Source organism: Devosia sp. P2_G7 (assembly GCF_056403495.1).
Genome location: NZ_JBFUFI010000002.1, coordinates 310,950 through 328,999, shown reverse-complemented (window position 1 = coordinate 328,999; position 18,050 = coordinate 310,950). Strand labels below are relative to the sequence as shown.

Here is an 18,050-nt window from a genome sequence, read left to right as displayed (position 1 = left end):
CCCTGCCCGCATCCCCCGAGGCCCACGGCCGTCGGGCGCTCCGGCACGTCTGTCATCCACGCCCCGCGAGCGGCCCTTTGCTTCCGCCGCCCGCCCCCGGCGACCCAAGCCCCTATCGTAACCCCCTGCAGCGCTGCTAAAATACCCGCGAGGGCGAGGCGCGCTGGATGGGAGGAAACCATGGAGCGCATCCGTACGATTTTTCTCGCCGTGATCACGCTGGCCCTGGCCGCCGCATTCGTCACCGACGCCACCGCAGCGCCGAGGAAACCGGGCCGGCCGATCGGCACCTACGAGCAGCGGATGAAGGTCTGCGACCAGAACAACTTCAGTTGCGATCAGACCTGCGACCAGCTCATCGACATCGACAACAACGTGGCCGAGTGCCGCAAGCAGTGCGACGCCCGCTATGCCCGCTGCCAGAAGTGGGCCAAGACCAACGCCATGATCGTGCTGCCCCCCGACGACACCGGAGGGACAAAGCTCAACTCGGCCTGCGCCAAGGTGGGCGGCGTGTTCGACGACGGCGGCGGGTTGCTTGCCACCTGCACCAATGACAATTGCGACGGCGACGGCGGTGCGTGCTTCGTGGTCTGCCCCAGTCAGTCCGCCTGCACGGGCCACACACCCAGCCCGCTCACCGGCAACCAGACCCTGCTCTCCATCCTGCAGAACGGCGACAAGGTGTTCCGCCAGCTCGACAAGGCCCCCGCCGGCAGCCTGGTGGAAAGCGGCGACTCATCCCCGGCCGAGCCTCCGGTGATCCTCCAGTAGCGCCCGAGCGCCGGCCCCGGCCGGCGCTTCCCCTCCCCACCTATCCCCGCCCCCTCACCGACCTGCATACTCCTCCGTTTCCTCGACAACGGAGACCTCCATGCCCTTCCTTCCCCCCATCGATCCGCCCCACCACGACACCGGCCCTGTGCCCCATCTGCAGCGCCCGGCGCGCGAACACATCCCCCACACCACCCACGAAAAGGCCGCGCTCTATCTCGTCATCGCGCCCCACATCAGCGCGCTTGCCGCGGCCTTCACCACTCCGTGACCCCGCATTGCGTCGCCGCCCGCCGGCTCCTAGCCTTCGGCGCTCATCCAGAGAGGAGGCCCGCATGCGCAATCCGTTCGTCGCCGCCGCCCTGTCCCTGCCCCTGGTGCTGGGCGGGTTCGCCCTCGGCGCCCTGCCCGCCGAAGCGGCCGGGCACACCGTCACCATAGCGGGACACAAGTTCTCCCCCGCCAAGCTCACCGTCGCCGCGGGCGACACCATCACCTTCGTCAACAACGACAGCGCCCCGCACACCGCCACGGCCAAGGACGGCGCCTTCGACACCGGCCGCCTGTCGACCGGCGAGAGCGCCACCGTCACGGTCGCCGCGGCCGGGGCACACGCCTACATCTGCAAGATCCACCCCTCGATGAAGGGAACCGTGACCGCGAAGTAACCGGCTCGCCGCCGCACCGCGCAACCATTCGAAATCTTCATCCCAGCCATCAACTCCACTCCGTTGACTGCCCGGGCGCCGCCGCCGATCATCGCTCAATGCTTGACGACGAACGCCCCACTCCCGATCCGCGCTCGAACGGCGGCCCGCCGCTCGACGATTCCCCGCGTCCCTGGGGCGCAAATGGCATCGGCAACTACTTCGAGTGGAAGGCCGCCAGCGAAAAGGCCTTCAACGACGTGCCCTACGACATCGCCGTGATGCGCGCCCGCCGCGCCGACGCCCTCGGCCTCACCTACCGCGAATACACGCTCGAAATCCTCGAGCGCGGCCGCTACCTCAGTGCCGAGGCCGACGCCGACCGCATCGCCGAAATCAAGCGCAAGCGCCCCATCCCCTACTGAGGCTCGGCGACAACCTTCAGCGGCGCACGCCTCCGGCCGCCCCGCAGCAACCTCTTATCCCCGTCGCGCCGCCGTCGGATAACTCTCCCGACCTTCGACCATCCCGAGAGCATCCATGCCTTCGCCGCCCTACCCCCTACCCCCGGCAGTCTTGGCTCCTGCACGCAGCAGTTCTATGAGTGTGCCGCGATTTAGCCCGCTTTCCGGCGTTGCTGATCCTCAACAAGAACAACAAGGCCATCCGGAGCCCGCCATGATGCGCACCGCCCTTTTCGCTCTCAGCCTGCTCGCCGCCAGCCTTGCGGCCATGCCCGCCGAGGCGGCCTCGCGCGGTACGGCCCGCGCCTCCGCCGATATTCCGGTGCGCAGCGGCCCCGGCGCCGGCTACCGCACCATCGGCACGCTCGAAAAGGGCGCTCGGGTCCAGCTGCTGCGCTGCACCCGTGAGTCCAACTGGTGCCTGTTCCTCGATGCCGACGGCGAACCCGGCGGCTGGGTCCGCGGCTCCTACCTCGTTGGCTCCGGCGCCAAGCTCGAGGTCACCCCGCACAGGTTCCTCGGCTTTGATCCCCTCGATCCGCTCGATCGCTGTGAGGGCAGCTTGTTCTGCCGGTGAGGCGATTGCAGCCCGCCACAAAGATGAACGAATTGCGCTGACGGCGCCAAATAATTCTACCTAAACAAGGGTTTCAGCTTCGGTTCAGGCACTTCCTTCTAACTTCACGGTCAAGGCAGTGATGCCAACCCTGAAAAACGAAGGAAACCGAAGATGTCTTTCCGCGCTCTGAAGACCGCCGCCCTCGCCACCCTCGTCGTCGTCGCCACCGCCGGCGTTTCGATGGCTGCCCAGTACGCCTGGGTCGACAACAACGCCAAGGTGAAGAAGCATCACCAGCTGGCTTCCCAGACCGTCAACTGGGTCCAGGAAGGCCAGAAGGTCAAGATCATCGGCCAGTGGAACAACTGGTACAAGATCCAGATCCCGGGCCAGGATGGCTGGGTGAAGTCCGGCGTGCTCGATTTCAACCCCGGTCCGTTCCCGGGCCCGTTCCCCGGCTACGGCTATGGCTACGGCAGCTCGTTCTGCATCAACGGCCAGAACGCCTCGTTCTGCCTGAGCGGCGGCTACTAAGCCCCACGGACCATCGGGTCCATGCAGCGCGCCCCCGGTTTCCGGGGGCGCGTTTCTGTCAGGGGGTTTCAGGCTGCGTTCAGCTTGGCACTGTTAAACCTCATGACAAGGCAGCGATGCCGCAACAGACTCCAAAGGATCCCATCATGTTCATCAAGAGCATCAAGACTGCAGCCCTCGCCACCGCCATCGTGATTGCAACCGCCGGCGCCTCCATGGCCGCCACCTGGGCCTATGTCGATCACGACGCCAACGTCCGCAAGAACCACAGCAACGGCTCCGTCGTGGTCAATAACGTCGATGAAGGCGATAAGGTCAAGGTCATCGGCCAGTGGAACAACTGGTACAAGCTGCAGATCCCGGGCCCGGACGGTTGGGTCCGCGCCAACGTGATCGATTTCGACTACTACGATGATGATGACTACTACCCGGCCAAGCCCGGCTACGGCTTCGGCAGCAACTTCTGCGTCGAGGGCAAGAACGCCCAGTTCTGCCTCGGCACCAGCTACTGATCTTCATCCGACGCAAGTCGGGCCGATCCGAAGCGCTCCCGGGACCTCCCCCGGGGGCGCTTTCGTTTACCGGCCGTTAGACATACCCGAAGCTGGCGCCGCAGCTTTCCGCCAGATCGCGAGTTTCTACCCAAGGGAGGAACCCGAAATGTCCCTGCTTCGAGCCGCTCTGTGCCTTTCCGCGACGTTTGCCGCCCTCGCCTTCGCCGTCGTTCCCGCCGCTGCCGGTGGAGTCGTCGCGTCCGCTGCCGTCAACGTCCGCGCCGGCCCCGGCGGTGGCTATCCGGTCGCCGATGTGCTGGGCGCCGGTCAGCCGGTCCGCATCAACTACTGCCAGGGCCCGTGGTGCCTGATCCGGCAACCCGGTCCGGACGGCTGGGTCGATGCCAATTATCTCACCACCCCGCGCCACTACGCCAAGCACGGCTACGTGGAGAACGTCGATCACAAGAGCCCCTCCTATGCCGGTGGCTACTATGGCGGCGAACGCTTCTACGACGACTATTCCTTCCTCGAGCGGCCGCATCAGCGCCACCGCAGCTACGATTTCTACGGCGGCATCATCTGCATCCATGGTGACTACGCGAAAGTCTGCCCCCGTCGCTGATCGTCGCAGCGCCGCACACAGCTCGTCGATGCCAGCTCCCGCCGCCTCGACCTCGGATCGCCGTTCATTTTCAGTTCAGGAAACCCGGCGCAGGTTCGCCGCGTTTGGGGAGAGTTACGACAAAGATTTCTCCTGAAAGGAGCCCCCTCATGCCCCTCAATCGTCTGGCCCTCGGCGTCACCAGCGCCCTCTTTGCCGTGGCCGGTGGCATCACCGCTGCCAGCGCCGCCAGCGCCTATGCCTCAAGCACCGTCAACGTCCGCTCAGGCCCGGGCACGGGGTACTCGGTGGTGGACGTGCTGCGTCGCGGCCAGCGGGTCGAGGTCGACTACTGCAGGGGCTCCTGGTGCAGAATCGAGCAGCGCGGCGCCGATGGCTGGGTCAACGCCAATTTCCTCAACGCCGACCGCTACGACGACGACGATCGCTACTACGACGATTACGACGATGACTACTTCGATGATGGCTTCTATCTGGAGCGGCCGCGCTATCGCTACCGCTACCCGTTCTATCGCAGCCAGGCCTGTTTCGGCGGCTCCAACGCGTCGTTCTGCTTCAGCAACTGACCCGCTTGTCGGGCGTCGTGGCGCGGCCTATCTAGGTCGCACCACACAGCGCCCGGTGCCCCATGGCTACGCAGCAGATGAAGCCTTACGTGAAGCTCGCCTCGACCCTCGCCAGCGTGGGCCTCGGCATCTTCTTCATCGAGCGCTTCGGCCTCTCCGAGCTGCAGAAGAACGGCACCATCCACATCGACGGCACGATCCTGTCGCTCATGGTGTTGGCGCCGATCGTGCTGGTCATCGCCGGCGCGATCGTCTTCATGGTCGGAAAAATGCGCCGCCTCTGATCCTCCCCCGCGTGGCGGGGGAAGAAGACCACCCGAAGTGTGGTGGAGGGGGCGACTGCAGATGCCGTCCTCCTGCCCTACTCGACCCTTAGCCGCTCAACGTCGATGCCACGCGCCAGCAGCGGCTCCCGCATGCGCCGCCCCAGGAACTCGTTGATTCCGTAGAGCGCCACGGCAGCCACCAACAGGACGATGCCGAAGCCGCGCGTGCCTTCCTCGGTGCCGATCGCAATAGCCGCCAGCACCGCCGCGGCGCCTCCACCCAACAGGATGTACCACTTGCGCTCCGCCTGCACCCTGAGGTTTCGGGCGCTCGACAGCAGCAGGTCCTTGAGCTCCAGGTCACCCATCGCCGCCAGTTCCGAGCCGCCGCCCTCGCGCCGGATCGTCTGCATATAGGCCTCGACCCGCCGCTCGATCACCTCCTGCCGCTCGGCATCGCGCCGCCCACGGAAGAAGTAGCTGCCGACAATGCCGATCAGCCCCAGAACCAGCGCGATTTCCAGCAGCACAACCATAGCCAATCCCCTTCCCGGAGCGTCAGCGCCCATCGCTCATCAGATGTCCCCGGGGGTTCGCCGATTCAAGAAGTTGCCCGGAAACTTGTCCCGACAATCGCCACATCCACAGAGCGGCACCTCCCCCTCTGACGGGGGAGGATGGGTGGGGGTGAGCGGAGCCACGATACCGGATCAAGCCGCCGCCCTCGCGCCCCTCGGCAGCAGGTGCCCGCTCAATGCGGCGGCGTCTCCTCCTCTACCGCCGTCGCTGCAGTCTTCCTCCCCACCTGGCTCAGGTGTCGCTCCCGCGCCATCACCACCAGCCCAGCGCCGACGATCACCGCCGCGCCGACCAGAGAGATCGGGTCGATCAGGTGCCCGAACACCTGGTAGCTGAGGAAAATGCCCCATGGCAGCGAGAAGTAGCTGAACGGCTGCAGCGTGCTGGCCGGCGCCCGCGACAGCGCCACCATCATCAGCCCATGCGAGGCCGTCGAAGTCACCATCACCAACGCCATCTGCAGCGTCGCCGTCAGGTCCATCGGCTGCCAGAAGAACACGCCGGTCGCGGTCGTCAGTGCCAGTCCGATCACCCCGACATAGACCATGCTGGTCGCCGTCGTATCTACGCTCGATACCTTCCGGGTCAGCGCGATGTAGACCGCGTAACTCGTCGCCGACACCAGCGCGAACAACACCCCGCCGTCGATCGGCAACCCACCCGGCCGGATGATCACCAGCGCCCCGCAGAACCCGGCAAATACTGCGACGATCCGGAACACTCCAACCCGCTCGCCGAGGATCGGGATCGCCACCAGCGTCGCCAGCAGCGGGTAAACCAGCGTGATCGCCTGCAGCTCCGCCAGCGGTACGGTTCGCAACGCCACTGCGAACGTCCAGATATCGACCACCAGCAGCAGCGCCCGCAGCCCTTGCAGCCATGGATATTTCGAGCGGAACGCCTGCTTCAGCGGCCCCTGCCGGCTCACCAGCACCAGGGAAAACGCCGCGAACGCCCAGAAGCGGAGCATGGCGATCTGAAACGGCGAATGCGTCTGCACCAGCGTCTTGGACACTGCGTCCTGCACGCCGAAGATCACGATGGCGAAGAGAGTAAGGCCGATAGCGAGCGCGACATTGTCGGCTCGGCGGCGGGGTTGCCCGGTTGTGGGCTCAGTCATGGAACGAACTCTGCAGAAGTCAAATGCCCCGGGCCTGCGGCTCGGGGCAAGAGGCGGGAACTAAGTGAGCAATCAGCTGCTGCTCTTCATCGTGGCGTTCTTGATCAGCCCGGCGATCGTGGTCAAGAGACCACCACCGACCAGACCCGTCAGGCCCTGCCCGGCGAGTGCGCCGATGTCCATCCCGCCCGTACCGGCGGCCGCTGCAGCCGTACCGACGAGACCGGATAGCCCGGGGATCATGCCCGCCAGCCAGGTGCCGAGCCAGCCGCCGATCGCGCCCGCGATCGTATTGCCCACCGGCCCGAGATTAACCTGCTTCAGCACGGCCGCGATGCCGTTACCCCCCACGCCGCCGCCAATCAGTTGAACGAGAATCGGAATAATTGCTTCCATTTGGACGCTCCTCAGATCCAGCTTTTGGAAGCCGAGTGGCCCCCAACTCGCAATTGCGACGATACGCCCGATCGTGGAGAGTCGGTAGTCACCAACGCGCACCTACTTGAATGAATAGGGGAAATCTCGCCGGGCCAAAGTTCTCGCGGTTCAAACCTGCGGTTTTTTGCTTGCCGTACGTCACTCATCATTGCCCTCAACTTGCCGATGCGGCACCGCAGCGCCATCAATTGAAGCGGGCCACGCGAAGCCCTATCTTTCGCCTCGACTCATGACATCAGCACCCGAACATTCCCCGGCCGATCTCAGCCGCGTCGCCCCAAAGATTGCGCTCGTCACCGGAGCTGCCGACCGGGTCGGCGCTGCCATCGCGCGCCGCCTCGCCCGCGACGGCTGGGCCGTGATCATCCACTACCGCTCATCGGCCGAAAAAGCCGAAGCCGTGGCCGCGGAAATTCGCGCCGGCGGCGGCAAAGCAGCGACCATCGGCGCCGACCTCGCCGACCGCGACCGCCGCGCTACACTCATCGCCGATGCTGCCAAACACTTCGGCCCACTCACCCTGCTGGTCAACAACGCCTCGAGCTTCGAGCGCGATTCCGTCGCCGATCTCGACGAGGCTCTTTGGGACGCGCACTTCGCCGTCCACGCCGAGGCACCGGCCTTCCTGTCGCGTGATTTCGCCGCCCAGCTTCCCGAGGGCGCCTCCGGCAACATCATCAACATCATCGACGAGCGCGTCCTCGACCTGTCGCCGGCCTTCTTCAGCTACACCTTGTCGAAGTCCGTGCTCTGGACCATGACCCGCACCCTGGCCCAGTCGCTCGCCCCCCGCATTCGCGTCAACGCCATCGGCCCCGGCCCCACCGTGCCGCCGCCGCACGTCTCGTCCGAAGCACACCTTCGCCGCCTCACCGAATTGCCGCTCGGCCGCGCCGCCGGCCCCGATGGCATCGCCGATGGCGTCGCGGCGATTCTGTCGCTCGACTCCATGACCGGCCAGATGATCGTCCTCGATGGCGGTGAGCACATCGAGTGGCCGGCCCGCCGCGGACCGACCCCGAGGCGCAAATGACCGACACGTCTCCTCCGCTGCACGGCGCCGAAGTTATCAAGAGCTTCGTCAAGACCCTGCCCGCGTCGCCCGGCGTCTACCGGATGTTCGATGCGGCCGGCGAAGTCGTCTATGTCGGCAAGGCGCGCAACCTCAAGGCGCGCGTTACCAACTATACGCGCCCTGAAGGCCTCGATATCCGCATCCGCCGGATGATCGAAGCCACCGTCAACATGGAGTTCGTGCGCACCGAGACCGAGGCCGAAGCGCTCCTCCTCGAAGCCAACCTGATCAAGCGCCTGAAGCCGCGCTTCAACGTGCTGCTGCGCGACGACAAGAGCTTCCCCTACATCCTCATCGCCACCGAGCACGAAGCCGCCGAGCTCAAGAAGCATCGCGGGTCCCGCCGCATCAAGGGCCACTATTTCGGCCCCTTCGCCTCGGCGCTGGCGGTCAAGCGCACCATTACCGCGCTGCAGCGCGCCTTCCTGCTCCGCACCTGTTCGGACAGCTTCTACAAGGCCCGCACCCGCCCCTGCATGCTCCACCAGATCAAACGCTGCTCGGCCCCCTGCACCGGCGAAATCTCGATCACCGACTACAACGAGCTGGTCGAGGAAGCCCGTCAGTTCCTCTCCGGCAAGTCCAAGTCCGTGCAAGATCACCTCGCGGCCGACATGAACGTCGCCGCCGAAGCCCTTGATTTCGAGCGCGCCGCCCTGCTCCGCGACCGCCTAAGCGCCCTGGCCCTAGTGCAATCGCAAGGCGATGTCGCCTCGAAATCCGTCGAGGAAGCCGACGTCTTCGCCATCGGCCACGAGGCCGGGCAGTTCTGCGTCCAGGTGTTCTTCTTCCGCGCCTACCAGAACTGGGGCAACCACGCCTTCCGCCCGCGCGCCGATGCCTCACTCTCCGATGCCGAAGTGCTCGAGGCCTTCATCAGCCAGTTCTACGAAGACCGCACCCCGCCCAAGCAGATTCTGCTCTCGCACGAGTTGAGCGAGAAGGACCTGATGGAGGAAGCCCTCTCCGCCCGCGCCGGCTCGAAAGTCTCGATCCAGACCCCGCAGCGCGGCGAGAAGAAGGACCTGGTCCAGCACGCCCTCAACAACGCCCGCGAGGCGCTGGGCCGTCAGCTGGCCGAAGGCGCCACCCAGAAAACCCTGCTCGAGGGCGTCGCCACCCTGTTCGGCCTCGACGAGCCGCCGCGCCGCATCGAGGTCTACGACAACTCCCACATCTCCGGCACCAACGCGGTTGGCGCCATGATCGTCGCTGGCGAAGAGGGGCTGAACAAGAAGTACTATCGCACCTTCAACATCCGCTCGACCGACATCACCCCCGGCGACGATTTCGGCATGATGCGCGAAGTGCTGACCCGCCGCTTCACCCGCCTCGCCAACGAGAGCGAGCCCGAGGCCGAGGACGAAAACACCGGCATGCCGGATTGGCCCGACGTCGTCTTCATCGACGGCGGCGCCGGCCAGCTCAATGCAGTGCGCGAAGTGATCGCCCAGTTGAACCTCCAGAAGGAGGTCATCTTCATCGGCATCGCCAAGGGCGAGGAGCGCGACGCCGGCCGCGAGAAGTTCTTCATGGAAGGCCGCGACGCCTTCATGCTCCCCCACCGCGATCCCGTCCTCTACTACGTCCAGCGCCTCCGCGACGAAGCCCACCGCTTCGCCATCGGGACCCACCGCGCCAAGCGCAAGAAGGACATCATCAAGAACCCGCTCGACGAAATCGAAGGCATCGGCCCGACGAGAAAGCGCGCCCTGCTCCAGCGCTTCGGCAGCGCCAAAGCCGTCGGCCGCGCCGCCCTCGCCGACCTCGCCTCCGTGCCGGGCGTCTCCACCCAGCTCGCCCAACAGATCTACGACCATTTCAACGGCTCTTAGGGCCACAGCCACCGGCCCCATCTCCCCCCAAGCGGGGGAGAATGGAATTGCTTGGGCTTAGCCCTTCGCTAAGTCCTGGAAATTCCAAGAGGGGGGACTTCTTGGGGCACGATGCAAGTAATCTGCGTACCCCCAAAAACAAAAGGCGCCCGAGGGCGCCTTCGTTCATCTCATCGCTGAGAGCGCTGCTTAGTTGACCGCAGTACGGGCAACGACCTTGATGTCGTCGCGGGTGATGCCGAGGTCGCGGAGCTGGGTGTTGCTCAGCTGCGAGAGCTCACGGACGGTGCGGTTGTAGGCGGCGAACTGCGAAAGCTTCTGACGGATGTTCATTTGGTTTCCCCTTCTGTTTGGTGACGCTGATATATGCCCGCCAACCCGACCCAACCAGTAGGGTATTTCGCACCCGAGCTATGCACGTTGCGCATGGTCGATTAACTGCCGTTAAGTTTCCGTTCAGACTCGTCCATCCAGCCCGCGCGCCGGGCATCTCCGGGTGGAAACCTGTTCAGACACCATTCACCATCATGGCGTTAGCAGGGCGCCAACGAGGCCTGAGGATCGAACCTGCCATGCGTCTGACGCTCATCGCATTGCTCGCCACCACCGCCGCGACCCCCGCCCTGGCCGACGCCATCACCTACAAAGGCACGCTCGGCACCCTCCCCATCATCGTCGAGTTCTCGTCCGATCCGGCCGAACCCGACGAGCCGTTCGTCGGCCGCTATGCCTACATGAACAAGGGCATCGACATCCCCCTCGATGCGGTCGACTTCGAGCCCGGCCGGTTTGATCTCGCCGAGGAACTGCCCTGCGACGAGACCAGTTGCAACAACACCGCCGACGACACGCCGCCCGCCCCGCGGCTCGGCGCCAAATGGCACCTCGAAACCGCCGGCACCCGCCTCACCGGTACCTGGGCCGGCAACGGCAAGACCCTCCCGATCAGCCTCGAAGCCGTTGGCTCCCGCTCGTTCGAGTACGACCCGCCGCTGACCGCCGACAGCCTCGCCAGTGTCTACTACGGCTTCTTCGCATCCGACGCCCGCCTGACCGCGGAGACCGACCCCTATGACTGGGCCAAGCTCGATGTGCCACTCGAATACTCGGCCGAAACCACCTGGGGCGACTCGGCTTTCCACTACGCCACCGACCCCCGCACCAAGTTCCCCTATCCCCGCGTCATCAGGGCCGGCGATACCGACGTCAGCCTCACTAACGCGCACCTCCGGTCGAACCACTTCGCCATGAGCGCCGACGCGCTGAACTGCCCGGCCCACGCCTATCTCGGCCTCGGCTGGGACCCAATAAGCGCCCACTCGATCGATACCCTTGCCGGCTACGAAGACGAGACCGTCACGGTCACTTACCTCTCGCCCAGCGTCATGACCTGGGTTGAAGCCGGCAGCCTGTGGTGTGGCGGCGCCTACCCGGAGAACCACGCGCGCTACTACAACCTCGACGTCGCTACCGGTGAGTTCCTCGACCTGAGCCGCATCTTCAAGGGCTGGGTCTTCAATCAGGGCGCAGAGATCACCGCCGATCAGGAAGAGGCCAGCCACGATCCGCTCGACTACCGCTGGGGACCCGATGCGGCTCTCGCCGAGTTCATCCGCACCCATCACACCACGACTGAAGCTGACGCCGAGTGGGAAAAGGAATGCGGCATCGACGACGTGATCGCCACCAACCTCCGCATCAGCTTCGAGCAAGGCGACATGGTCCAGTTCCGGGTAGGCGACCTCCCCCATGTCGCCGGGGCCTGCGAAGGCACCGTCTACACCGCCCCGATCACCGAACTCCGCGAATTGCTGGCACCCCAGGCGGCCGACTACTTTCCGGTCCTCAGGAACTAGACCGCCACGGCACACCGTCAGTAGCCCACAGGCGTTTCGTCACGGCGGGCACGCGCAACCCGGTGTTGCCCATCACCACTCATTTGTGCTTGTTCCTCCGCCAAGTCGCCCCGCCGACGTGAGACGAGGATACGATCTGATGCCTACGGAGGACCGCAAACTCCTGCTTCGCGACCTGACGCGGGACCTGCTGCTTGCCGGCCGCCTATGGCGCAAGATGGCGCGCGCCGCCGCCGCCAAGCATGGGGTCTCCGAAGCCGCCTCTGCGCCGCTGATCTGGATCGACCGGCTCGGCGAAAATGTCCGCCAGAATGCCCTCGCCGACGCCATCGGCATCGAGGGCGCCTCGCTCGTTCGCCTGATCGACGAGCTGCAGGCCTCCGGCCTCGTCACCCGCGAGCCCGACCCCAACGACCGCCGCGCCAACGCCGTCTCGCTCACCGCCCGCGGCCGCGAGGTCGTCGCCAAGGTCAACGAGGACGTCATGACCCTCCGCCGCCAGGTGTTTGCCGACCTCGACCAATCCGACTTCGAAGCCACCCTCCGCGTCTTCGCCGCCATCAAGGCGGCCGCAAAGGACGGCTCAGAGCAATAGTATTCGACGAACGGACTAACGCTCCCTCGTGACAAGTCGGAAAAGCTCGGCTACAAACCCGCCCCATGAACCTTCGCGCCGCCTATTCGTATTGGTATTTTACCACCGGAAGCCGCTGGCAGCCGAAGGGGCGCGTTTGACGTAAAACACCAAACCGAGATTTCCCAAAAAGCCGCCAGATCACCTGGCGGCTTTTTTGTCGCCGGTGCCCAGAACCCCGAGGAGCCGACGAAATGCTGAAATCCACCGACGACCTGCGCATCAAACAGATCCGCGAACTCCGATCGCCCGAAGAGGTGATCCGCGAGTTCCCGCGTACAGATGCGGCCACCCGCACCGTGCTGAGCTCTCGCCACGCGCTCCACAACATCCTCCACGGCACCGACGATCGCCTCGCTGTCGTCGTCGGCCCCTGCTCGATCCATGATCCGAAGGCCGCGCTCGAATACGCCCGCCGCCTCGCCCCGGTCCGTGAGCGCCTCGCTGGCAGCCTCGAGATCGTCATGCGCGTCTATTTCGAGAAGCCCCGCACCACCGTCGGCTGGAAGGGCCTCATCAACGACCCCAACCTCGATGGCAGCTTCGACATCGACAACGGCCTGCGCCTTGCGCGTTCGGTGCTGCTCGAGATCAACAATCTCGGCCTGCCCGCCGGCTCCGAATTCCTCGATATGACCACCCCGCAATACTTCGCCGACCTCGTCTCCTGGGGCGCCATCGGGGCGCGCACCACCGAGAGCCAGGTGCACCGCGAGCTCGCCTCGGGGCTGAGCTGCCCGGTCGGCTTCAAGAACGGCACCGACGGCAATGTGCGCATAGCGCTCGACGCGGTGAAATCCGCAAGCCAGCCGCACCATTTCCTGGCAGTGACCAAGTCCGGCCACTCCGCCATCGCGGCGACCACCGGCAATGACGACTGCCACATCATCCTGCGTGGCGGCAAAGTGCCGAACTTCGGCGCCGAGAGCGTCAATGCGGCCTGCCTCGAGGCCGAGAAGGCCGGCATCCGCCCTGCTGTGATGATCGACGCCAGCCACGCCAACTCGTCGAAGAACCCGGAGAACCAGCCCTTGGTTCTGGCCGACGTCGGCGCGCAGATCGCCGCCGGCGACAAGCGCATCGTCGGTGTCATGGCTGAGTCGAACCTGGTCGCCGGCCGCCAGGACCTCGTTCCCGGCAAGGAACTGGTCTACGGCCAGTCGATCACCGACGGCTGTATCGACTGGGACTCGACGGTCACCGTGCTCGAAAAGCTCGCTGAAGCGGTGGAAACCCGCCGCCGCGTCACCGGCCAGTTGGTAGCGTAGCCCACTGAGACAGACGGCCCCCTCCCATCCTCCTCCACAAGGGGAGGCCGGGAGGGGCCGTCTCTATCCGTAGCGCTCAATCGTCCCCTCAACCCTCACCTTGACCCCGCCACGCCGATAGCGTCTTCTTCCGACATGCAAATTCCGCCGCAACTGATGACGCTTCCCAACCAGCTGACTATCGGCCGCATCCTGGCGATTCCGGTGATCTGCCTGTTCCTCGTCGCCGGCTGGGATTGGCTGCGCTGGATCGCCCTGCTGCTCTACATCGCCGCCGCCGTGACCGACTGGCTCGACGGCTTCCTCGCCCGGCAGATGAACCTCAACTCGGCGCTCGGCAAGATGCTCGACCCGATCGCCGACAAGCTGCTGGTCGGCGCGCTGCTCATCACCTTCGCCTGGACCCGCGATCTCAACGGCTGGGACCTGATCCCGGCCATCGCCATCATGCTGCGCGAGATCTTCGTCTCCGGCCTCCGCGAGTACCTGGGCAACCGCTCCATCTCGGTCCCAGTCACCTTCCTCGCCAAGTGGAAGACCACGGTCCAACTCGTTGCGCTCGGCCTGATCATTGCCGCCCCGATGCTGCTCGGACTGGGCTTCATCAGCCATCTGTTCCTGTGGATCGCCGGCGGACTCACGGTCTGGACCGGATGGGAGTATCTTCGCTCCACTTGGCCGCATCTCTCGGGACCCGAGCTATGAAGATCCGCTATTTCGCCTGGCTCCGCGAACGGCTGAATCGCGGCGAGGAAGATGTCTCGCCGCCGCCTGAGATCCTCACCGTCGGCGACCTGATTCAGTGGCTGAGAAGCCGGGACGAAGCCGCTGACCTGGCGATGCAAAAGCCGAACCTGATCAAGGCCGCTCTCGACACCGAAATCGTCCCGCATACCGCCCTGATCGCCAACGCCAAGGTCATTGCGCTCTTTCCCCCGATGACCGGCGGCTGATCATGTCGGTCCGGCTGCAGGAAGCGCTCTTCGATCCCGGCGCCGAAACCAACGCGTTCCTTGAAGCCGCAGCCGGTGCGGGCGCTGCCGTCACTTTCACCGGCCTCGTCCGTTCTCGCCCCGATGATCCCGTCAGCACCCTGACGCTCGAAAGCTACCCCGAACTGGCCGAAGCCCAGATCAGCAAGGCTATCGCCGCGGCCGTCACCCGCTTCGGCCTGATCAAGGTCTCGGTCATCCATCGCTACGGCCGCCTCGTCGTCGGCGAGCCGATCGTCCAGGTCATGACCCTCGCCCCGCACCGGCAGGCCGCCTTCGACGGCGCCTCGTTCCTGATGGACTACCTGAAAACCGACGCCCCCTTCTGGAAGAAGGAGGCGACCCCCGACGGCGACCGCTGGGTCGAAGCAAAACAAGAAGACGACGCGGCACGCGATCGTTGGAGGAAGAATGACTGAAGCCCGCCCGCCCTTCTCGCTCGTCGGGATCGACCACGTTGTTTTCATCGTCGACGACCTCGCGAAGGCGACCAAATGGTACGCCGACGTGCTCGGCTGCCAGCCTGGCTATTCCTACCCCACGCTCGGCATGGAGCAGGTCTGGTGCGGCGCGGCGCTAATCGTCCTGTGGGACATCACCCACCCCGGCGCCGCTTCGGCCGTTCCGCCGATCAAGGGCGGCCGCAACGTCGACCATGTCTGCATCGCGCTCAGCCCCTTCGACGAGCACGAGATGCGCGCCCATCTGAGCAGCCACGGCGTCAAAATCGAGCGCGAGGCCCTGCACGGCGGCGCCCGCGGCATGGGCAACTCATTCTACGTGCTCGATCCATGGAGCAACAAGCTCGAGCTCAAGGGACCGGCGGTCTACCCGGATGGCCGCGATTGGGGAAAAGAGGCGAAATGATCAGCGATAGCGACCTGAGACACCTCGTCCGAGCCGTCGATCTTGCCGAAGCGGCGCTCGCAACCGACAACGATCCGTTCGGCTCGGTGCTGGTCTCCGCCGATGGACGTGTGCTGTTCGAGGACCACAATTGGGAATCGACAGGCGACGGCACCCGGCATCCCGAGATCGACATCGCCAAATGGGCAGCGGCCAACATGACCCCCGAGGATCGGGCCGCCGCGACCGTCTACACGTCTGGGGAGCACTGCCCGATGTGCGCGGCGGCCCATGCCTGGGTGGGGTTGGGCCGCATCGTCTATGCCGGCTCATCCGAACAGCTCGGCCACTGGCGAGCGGAAGTCGGAGCATCTGCCTCCCCGGTCGCGGCCCTGCCGATCAACGCCGTGGCGCCGGGCCTGCCTGTCGAAGGACCGGAACCGAGCCTGAGCGCGCGCTTGCGCCAACTGCACCACCGCCGGGCGGCCGCGAAGGCCGGCCGGGCGGGCTAGTCACGGGCCCAAACAAAAAGGCCCGCTCAGCGAGCGGGCCTTTGAAATCACCTGAGTTGCGCCCTTATTCGGCTGCGACCTTCTTCGGCGTCACCGCTTCGGTGTACGCATTAATCAGCGTCGTGCAGGCCTTGGCCGGCTTGAACTTGAACTCGCCGACTTCCGAAACTGGGGTCAGTTCGGCTGCGGTACCGGTCAGGAAGCACTCGTCGTAGTTCGCGAGCTCTTCCGGCTTCATGTGCCGCTCGATGACCTTGTAGCCGTTCTCCTTGGCCAGCCCGATCACCGTCTGCCGGGTGATGCCGTTGAGGAAGCAATCCGGGGTCGGCGTGTGGATCTCGTCGCCCTTGACGAAGAACACGTTGGCGCCGGTCGCCTCGGCCACATAGCCGCGATAGTCGAGCATCAGCGCGTCGGCATAGCCGTTCGCCATGGCCGCGTCCTTCGACAGCGTGCAGATCATGTAGAGGCCGGCCGCCTTGGCCGAGGACGGGATCGTCTCCGGGCTCGGACGTTTCCAGCGGCTCCACTCGAGGCGAATGCCTTTCAGCTTCTCCTCGACGGAGAAATAGCTCGGCCAGACCCACGAAGCGATCGCCAGGTGCACCTTGTTGTTGCGGCCGGGAACCGATAGTTCCTCGGAACCACGCCAGGCGATCGGCCGGACATAGGCGTCGACCAGGCCGTTCTTTTCGAGCACCAGGCGCTTGGCCGCTTCGATTTCGTCGACCGAGTAGGGAATAGTGAAGTCGAGCGTCTTGCCGCTCTGGATCAGCCGCTCGGTGTGCAGGCGCGACTTGAAGATCTCGCCGCCATAGGACCGCTCGCCTTCGAACACCGCGCTGGCATAGTGCAGCCCGTGCGTCAGCACGTGGATCTTGGCGTCCTTCCAGGGAACCATCTGACCATCAAACCAGATCCAGCCTTCGCGCTGGTCCATCGGCAAGCCTGCCATCTTCATCTCCCACTCGTCTGGTGCGGCCCTTGGGGTCCGCCGTGTTATTGCCTGTGATCCTGCCCCACCGGCTTGCTATTGGCAAACCGGAACGGCTTTGGGATAAGGCAAAGAGCTGTGTTTTCGATGGGGTGATGATGGCATCGGGCAAAATAAATGTCAACAAGGCTGACATAAATTTGGCGCAGGCCGACGATCCGGCCATGCCGCTCGACGTCATGGGTTTGTTTTTCTTTGCTTATCGGGACTTCGTTGGCGATGCTGATGCATTGCTTGAGCGACAGGGTTTCGGTCGGGCGCACCACCGGGTGCTCTATTTCGTCAATTTGAAGCCCGGCATGCCCGTCGCCGACCTGCTCGATATCCTCAAGATCACCAAGCAGAGTCTTGCCCGCGTGCTGCGCCAACTGGTCGACAACGGCTATGTCGAACAAAAAACCGGTGAAAGCGACCGCCGCCAGCGCCTGCTCTACGCCACCGAAAAAGGCCGCGCCTTGTTCGAAACCCTCTCCGCCACCCAAACCAGCCGCATCGAAGCCGCCATCGCCGCCCTCCCCCCGGAAGGCAAGCGCACCGTGCTCCGGTTCTTCGTCGGCATGGTGGAGCCGGATGACCGTGGATTGCTGGATCGGCTGAAGCTGACGGAAGAGCTTTAGCCCCCGACTAAGCTCCCGGCTGCCGGTACCCGACCGCTTGGGCACGTCCAAGGGCCGCCAAGGTCTCCTCGACCGTCAGCAACGGCGTCGTCTCGAACTCCGAACACGCACCGCCGCCCCCGATGGCGATGGCCACCGCCGCCATGGCGACGTTGTCGGGGGCTTCCCACAGGTTGTAGCCGTCATGTGGGCCGAACGCGTACCAGAATCCGTGCAGCTTACCGCCGACGGACTCGATGTACTTGCGCGCGGCCTCGCGGCGATCCTCGGGATTCTTGGTCAGCCGCGCCCAAGTTTCAGGCGTGTAGCTGAAGCGTGTCAGATAGAGTGCCATGGCTGAGCTCCTCCGCTCTTC

Annotated in this window: 27 protein-coding genes; 21 read left to right on the top strand and 6 right to left on the bottom strand. The window is 65.1% G+C overall.

Annotation, left to right across the window (positions count from 1 at the left end):
* The first annotated feature begins 180 nt into the window (after positions 1 to 180).
* The 10 genes from AC1DWU_RS04835 to AC1DWU_RS04790 all read left to right on the top strand — a co-directional run bounded on the left by AC1DWU_RS04835 (position 181) and on the right by AC1DWU_RS04790 (position 4,947).
* Positions 181 to 774: a hypothetical protein gene (locus AC1DWU_RS04835; protein WP_477148834.1), complete on the top strand. Its 594-nt coding sequence runs from the start codon at positions 181 to 183 to the stop codon at positions 772 to 774.
* A gap of 100 nt (positions 775 to 874) precedes the next feature.
* Positions 875 to 1,045 carry a hypothetical protein gene (locus AC1DWU_RS04830; protein ID WP_477148833.1) on the top strand — a complete coding sequence of 57 codons (171 nt, stop codon included), beginning with the start codon at positions 875 to 877 and terminating at the stop codon, positions 1,043 to 1,045.
* Between the two features lie 64 nt (positions 1,046 to 1,109).
* Positions 1,110 to 1,442 carry a cupredoxin domain-containing protein gene (locus tag AC1DWU_RS04825; RefSeq protein ID WP_477148832.1) on the top strand — a complete coding sequence of 111 codons (333 nt, stop codon included), beginning with the start codon at positions 1,110 to 1,112 and terminating at the stop codon, positions 1,440 to 1,442.
* Positions 1,443 to 1,540: 98 nt separating this feature from the next.
* Positions 1,541 to 1,846: a hypothetical protein gene (locus AC1DWU_RS04820; protein WP_477148831.1), complete on the top strand. Its 306-nt coding sequence runs from the start codon at positions 1,541 to 1,543 to the stop codon at positions 1,844 to 1,846.
* 253 nt (positions 1,847 to 2,099) lie between these two features.
* Entirely contained in the window at positions 2,100 to 2,462 is a 363-nt protein-coding gene (locus AC1DWU_RS04815) for an SH3 domain-containing protein (RefSeq protein ID WP_477148830.1), read from the top strand.
* Positions 2,463 to 2,615: 153 nt separating this feature from the next.
* On the top strand, positions 2,616 to 2,978 hold the full coding sequence (locus tag AC1DWU_RS04810) for an SH3 domain-containing protein (RefSeq protein WP_477148829.1): 363 nt from the start codon (positions 2,616 to 2,618) through the stop codon (positions 2,976 to 2,978).
* A gap of 146 nt (positions 2,979 to 3,124) precedes the next feature.
* On the top strand, positions 3,125 to 3,490 hold the full coding sequence (locus AC1DWU_RS04805; RefSeq protein ID WP_477148828.1) for an SH3 domain-containing protein: 366 nt from the start codon (positions 3,125 to 3,127) through the stop codon (positions 3,488 to 3,490).
* Between the two features lie 148 nt (positions 3,491 to 3,638).
* Positions 3,639 to 4,097 (top strand): SH3 domain-containing protein, encoded by a 459-nt coding sequence (locus AC1DWU_RS04800; protein WP_477148827.1) that lies wholly within the window; start codon positions 3,639 to 3,641, stop codon positions 4,095 to 4,097.
* Between the two features lie 149 nt (positions 4,098 to 4,246).
* Positions 4,247 to 4,663, top strand: a complete 417-nt coding sequence (locus AC1DWU_RS04795; RefSeq protein WP_477148826.1) for an SH3 domain-containing protein — start codon at positions 4,247 to 4,249, stop codon at positions 4,661 to 4,663.
* Between the two features lie 62 nt (positions 4,664 to 4,725).
* Positions 4,726 to 4,947 carry a hypothetical protein gene (locus tag AC1DWU_RS04790; protein WP_477148825.1) on the top strand — a complete coding sequence of 74 codons (222 nt, stop codon included), beginning with the start codon at positions 4,726 to 4,728 and terminating at the stop codon, positions 4,945 to 4,947.
* Positions 4,948 to 5,024: 77 nt separating this feature from the next.
* On the opposite strand, the gene AC1DWU_RS04785 is transcribed toward AC1DWU_RS04790, so the two are convergent.
* From AC1DWU_RS04785 to AC1DWU_RS04775, 3 genes are all read right to left on the bottom strand, one after another.
* Positions 5,025 to 5,465, bottom strand: coding sequence for a hypothetical protein (locus AC1DWU_RS04785; RefSeq protein WP_477148824.1), 441 nt, complete (start codon positions 5,463 to 5,465; stop codon positions 5,025 to 5,027).
* A 215-nt stretch (positions 5,466 to 5,680) separates the two neighbouring features.
* A complete protein-coding gene (locus AC1DWU_RS04780; RefSeq protein ID WP_477148823.1) occupies positions 5,681 to 6,628 on the bottom strand; it encodes a DMT family transporter in 948 nt (315 codons plus the stop codon).
* Positions 6,629 to 6,700: 72 nt separating this feature from the next.
* Positions 6,701 to 7,024 (bottom strand): hypothetical protein, encoded by a 324-nt coding sequence (locus AC1DWU_RS04775; protein ID WP_055880671.1) that lies wholly within the window; start codon positions 7,022 to 7,024, stop codon positions 6,701 to 6,703.
* A gap of 271 nt (positions 7,025 to 7,295) precedes the next feature.
* On the opposite strand from AC1DWU_RS04775, the gene AC1DWU_RS04770 reads away from it, so the two are divergent.
* Both AC1DWU_RS04770 and uvrC read left to right on the top strand, forming a co-directional pair.
* Positions 7,296 to 8,099: an SDR family oxidoreductase gene (locus tag AC1DWU_RS04770; protein WP_477148822.1), complete on the top strand. Its 804-nt coding sequence runs from the start codon at positions 7,296 to 7,298 to the stop codon at positions 8,097 to 8,099.
* Positions 8,096 to 9,976, top strand: a complete 1,881-nt coding sequence (gene uvrC, locus AC1DWU_RS04765; protein ID WP_477148821.1) for an excinuclease ABC subunit UvrC — start codon at positions 8,096 to 8,098, stop codon at positions 9,974 to 9,976. Before AC1DWU_RS04770 ends, uvrC begins: the two co-directional genes overlap by 4 nt.
* Positions 9,977 to 10,165: 189 nt before the next feature.
* On the opposite strand, the gene AC1DWU_RS04760 is transcribed toward uvrC, so the two are convergent.
* Positions 10,166 to 10,309 (bottom strand): DUF1127 domain-containing protein, encoded by a 144-nt coding sequence (locus AC1DWU_RS04760; RefSeq protein ID WP_477148820.1) that lies wholly within the window; start codon positions 10,307 to 10,309, stop codon positions 10,166 to 10,168.
* Positions 10,310 to 10,548: 239 nt separating this feature from the next.
* On the opposite strand from AC1DWU_RS04760, the gene AC1DWU_RS04755 reads away from it, so the two are divergent.
* From AC1DWU_RS04755 to AC1DWU_RS04720, 8 genes are all read left to right on the top strand, one after another.
* Complete coding sequence (locus AC1DWU_RS04755; RefSeq protein WP_477148819.1) at positions 10,549 to 11,832, top strand: hypothetical protein; 1,284 nt, start codon at positions 10,549 to 10,551, stop codon at positions 11,830 to 11,832.
* Positions 11,833 to 11,971: 139 nt separating this feature from the next.
* Positions 11,972 to 12,427: a MarR family winged helix-turn-helix transcriptional regulator gene (locus AC1DWU_RS04750; protein ID WP_477148818.1), complete on the top strand. Its 456-nt coding sequence runs from the start codon at positions 11,972 to 11,974 to the stop codon at positions 12,425 to 12,427.
* 233 nt (positions 12,428 to 12,660) lie between these two features.
* Positions 12,661 to 13,734: a 3-deoxy-7-phosphoheptulonate synthase gene (locus AC1DWU_RS04745; RefSeq protein WP_477148817.1), complete on the top strand. Its 1,074-nt coding sequence runs from the start codon at positions 12,661 to 12,663 to the stop codon at positions 13,732 to 13,734.
* Positions 13,735 to 13,890: 156 nt separating this feature from the next.
* On the top strand, positions 13,891 to 14,439 hold the full coding sequence (gene pgsA / locus AC1DWU_RS04740; RefSeq protein ID WP_477148816.1) for a CDP-diacylglycerol--glycerol-3-phosphate 3-phosphatidyltransferase: 549 nt from the start codon (positions 13,891 to 13,893) through the stop codon (positions 14,437 to 14,439).
* Positions 14,436 to 14,687 (top strand): MoaD/ThiS family protein, encoded by a 252-nt coding sequence (locus tag AC1DWU_RS04735; RefSeq protein WP_477148815.1) that lies wholly within the window; start codon positions 14,436 to 14,438, stop codon positions 14,685 to 14,687. Before pgsA ends, AC1DWU_RS04735 begins: the two co-directional genes overlap by 4 nt.
* A 2-nt stretch (positions 14,688 to 14,689) precedes the next feature.
* Positions 14,690 to 15,145, top strand: coding sequence for a molybdenum cofactor biosynthesis protein MoaE (locus AC1DWU_RS04730; RefSeq protein WP_477148814.1), 456 nt, complete (start codon positions 14,690 to 14,692; stop codon positions 15,143 to 15,145).
* Complete coding sequence (locus AC1DWU_RS04725; protein WP_477148813.1) at positions 15,138 to 15,593, top strand: VOC family protein; 456 nt, start codon at positions 15,138 to 15,140, stop codon at positions 15,591 to 15,593. The genes AC1DWU_RS04730 and AC1DWU_RS04725 overlap by 8 nt, the downstream gene beginning before the upstream one ends.
* The gene (locus AC1DWU_RS04720; RefSeq protein ID WP_477148812.1) at positions 15,590 to 16,084 is read left to right on the top strand and encodes a nucleoside deaminase; all 495 of its coding nucleotides are present in this window, start codon (positions 15,590 to 15,592) and stop codon (positions 16,082 to 16,084) included. The genes AC1DWU_RS04725 and AC1DWU_RS04720 overlap by 4 nt, the downstream gene beginning before the upstream one ends.
* A 64-nt stretch (positions 16,085 to 16,148) precedes the next feature.
* Here AC1DWU_RS04720 and AC1DWU_RS04715 read toward each other — a convergent pair whose 3' ends face one another.
* Positions 16,149 to 17,039, bottom strand: coding sequence for a branched-chain amino acid aminotransferase (locus AC1DWU_RS04715; protein WP_477148811.1), 891 nt, complete (start codon positions 17,037 to 17,039; stop codon positions 16,149 to 16,151).
* 29 nt (positions 17,040 to 17,068) lie between these two features.
* Here AC1DWU_RS04715 and AC1DWU_RS04710 point away from each other — a divergent pair, with 29 nt between their 5' ends.
* Complete coding sequence (locus tag AC1DWU_RS04710; protein WP_477148810.1) at positions 17,069 to 17,695, top strand: MarR family winged helix-turn-helix transcriptional regulator; 627 nt, start codon at positions 17,069 to 17,071, stop codon at positions 17,693 to 17,695.
* 7 nt (positions 17,696 to 17,702) lie between these two features.
* Here the strand turns inward: AC1DWU_RS04710 and AC1DWU_RS04705 are convergent, their stop codons facing one another.
* Positions 17,703 to 18,029: a GYD domain-containing protein gene (locus tag AC1DWU_RS04705; RefSeq protein WP_477148809.1), complete on the bottom strand. Its 327-nt coding sequence runs from the start codon at positions 18,027 to 18,029 to the stop codon at positions 17,703 to 17,705.
* Between the last annotated feature and the right edge of the window lie 21 nt (positions 18,030 to 18,050).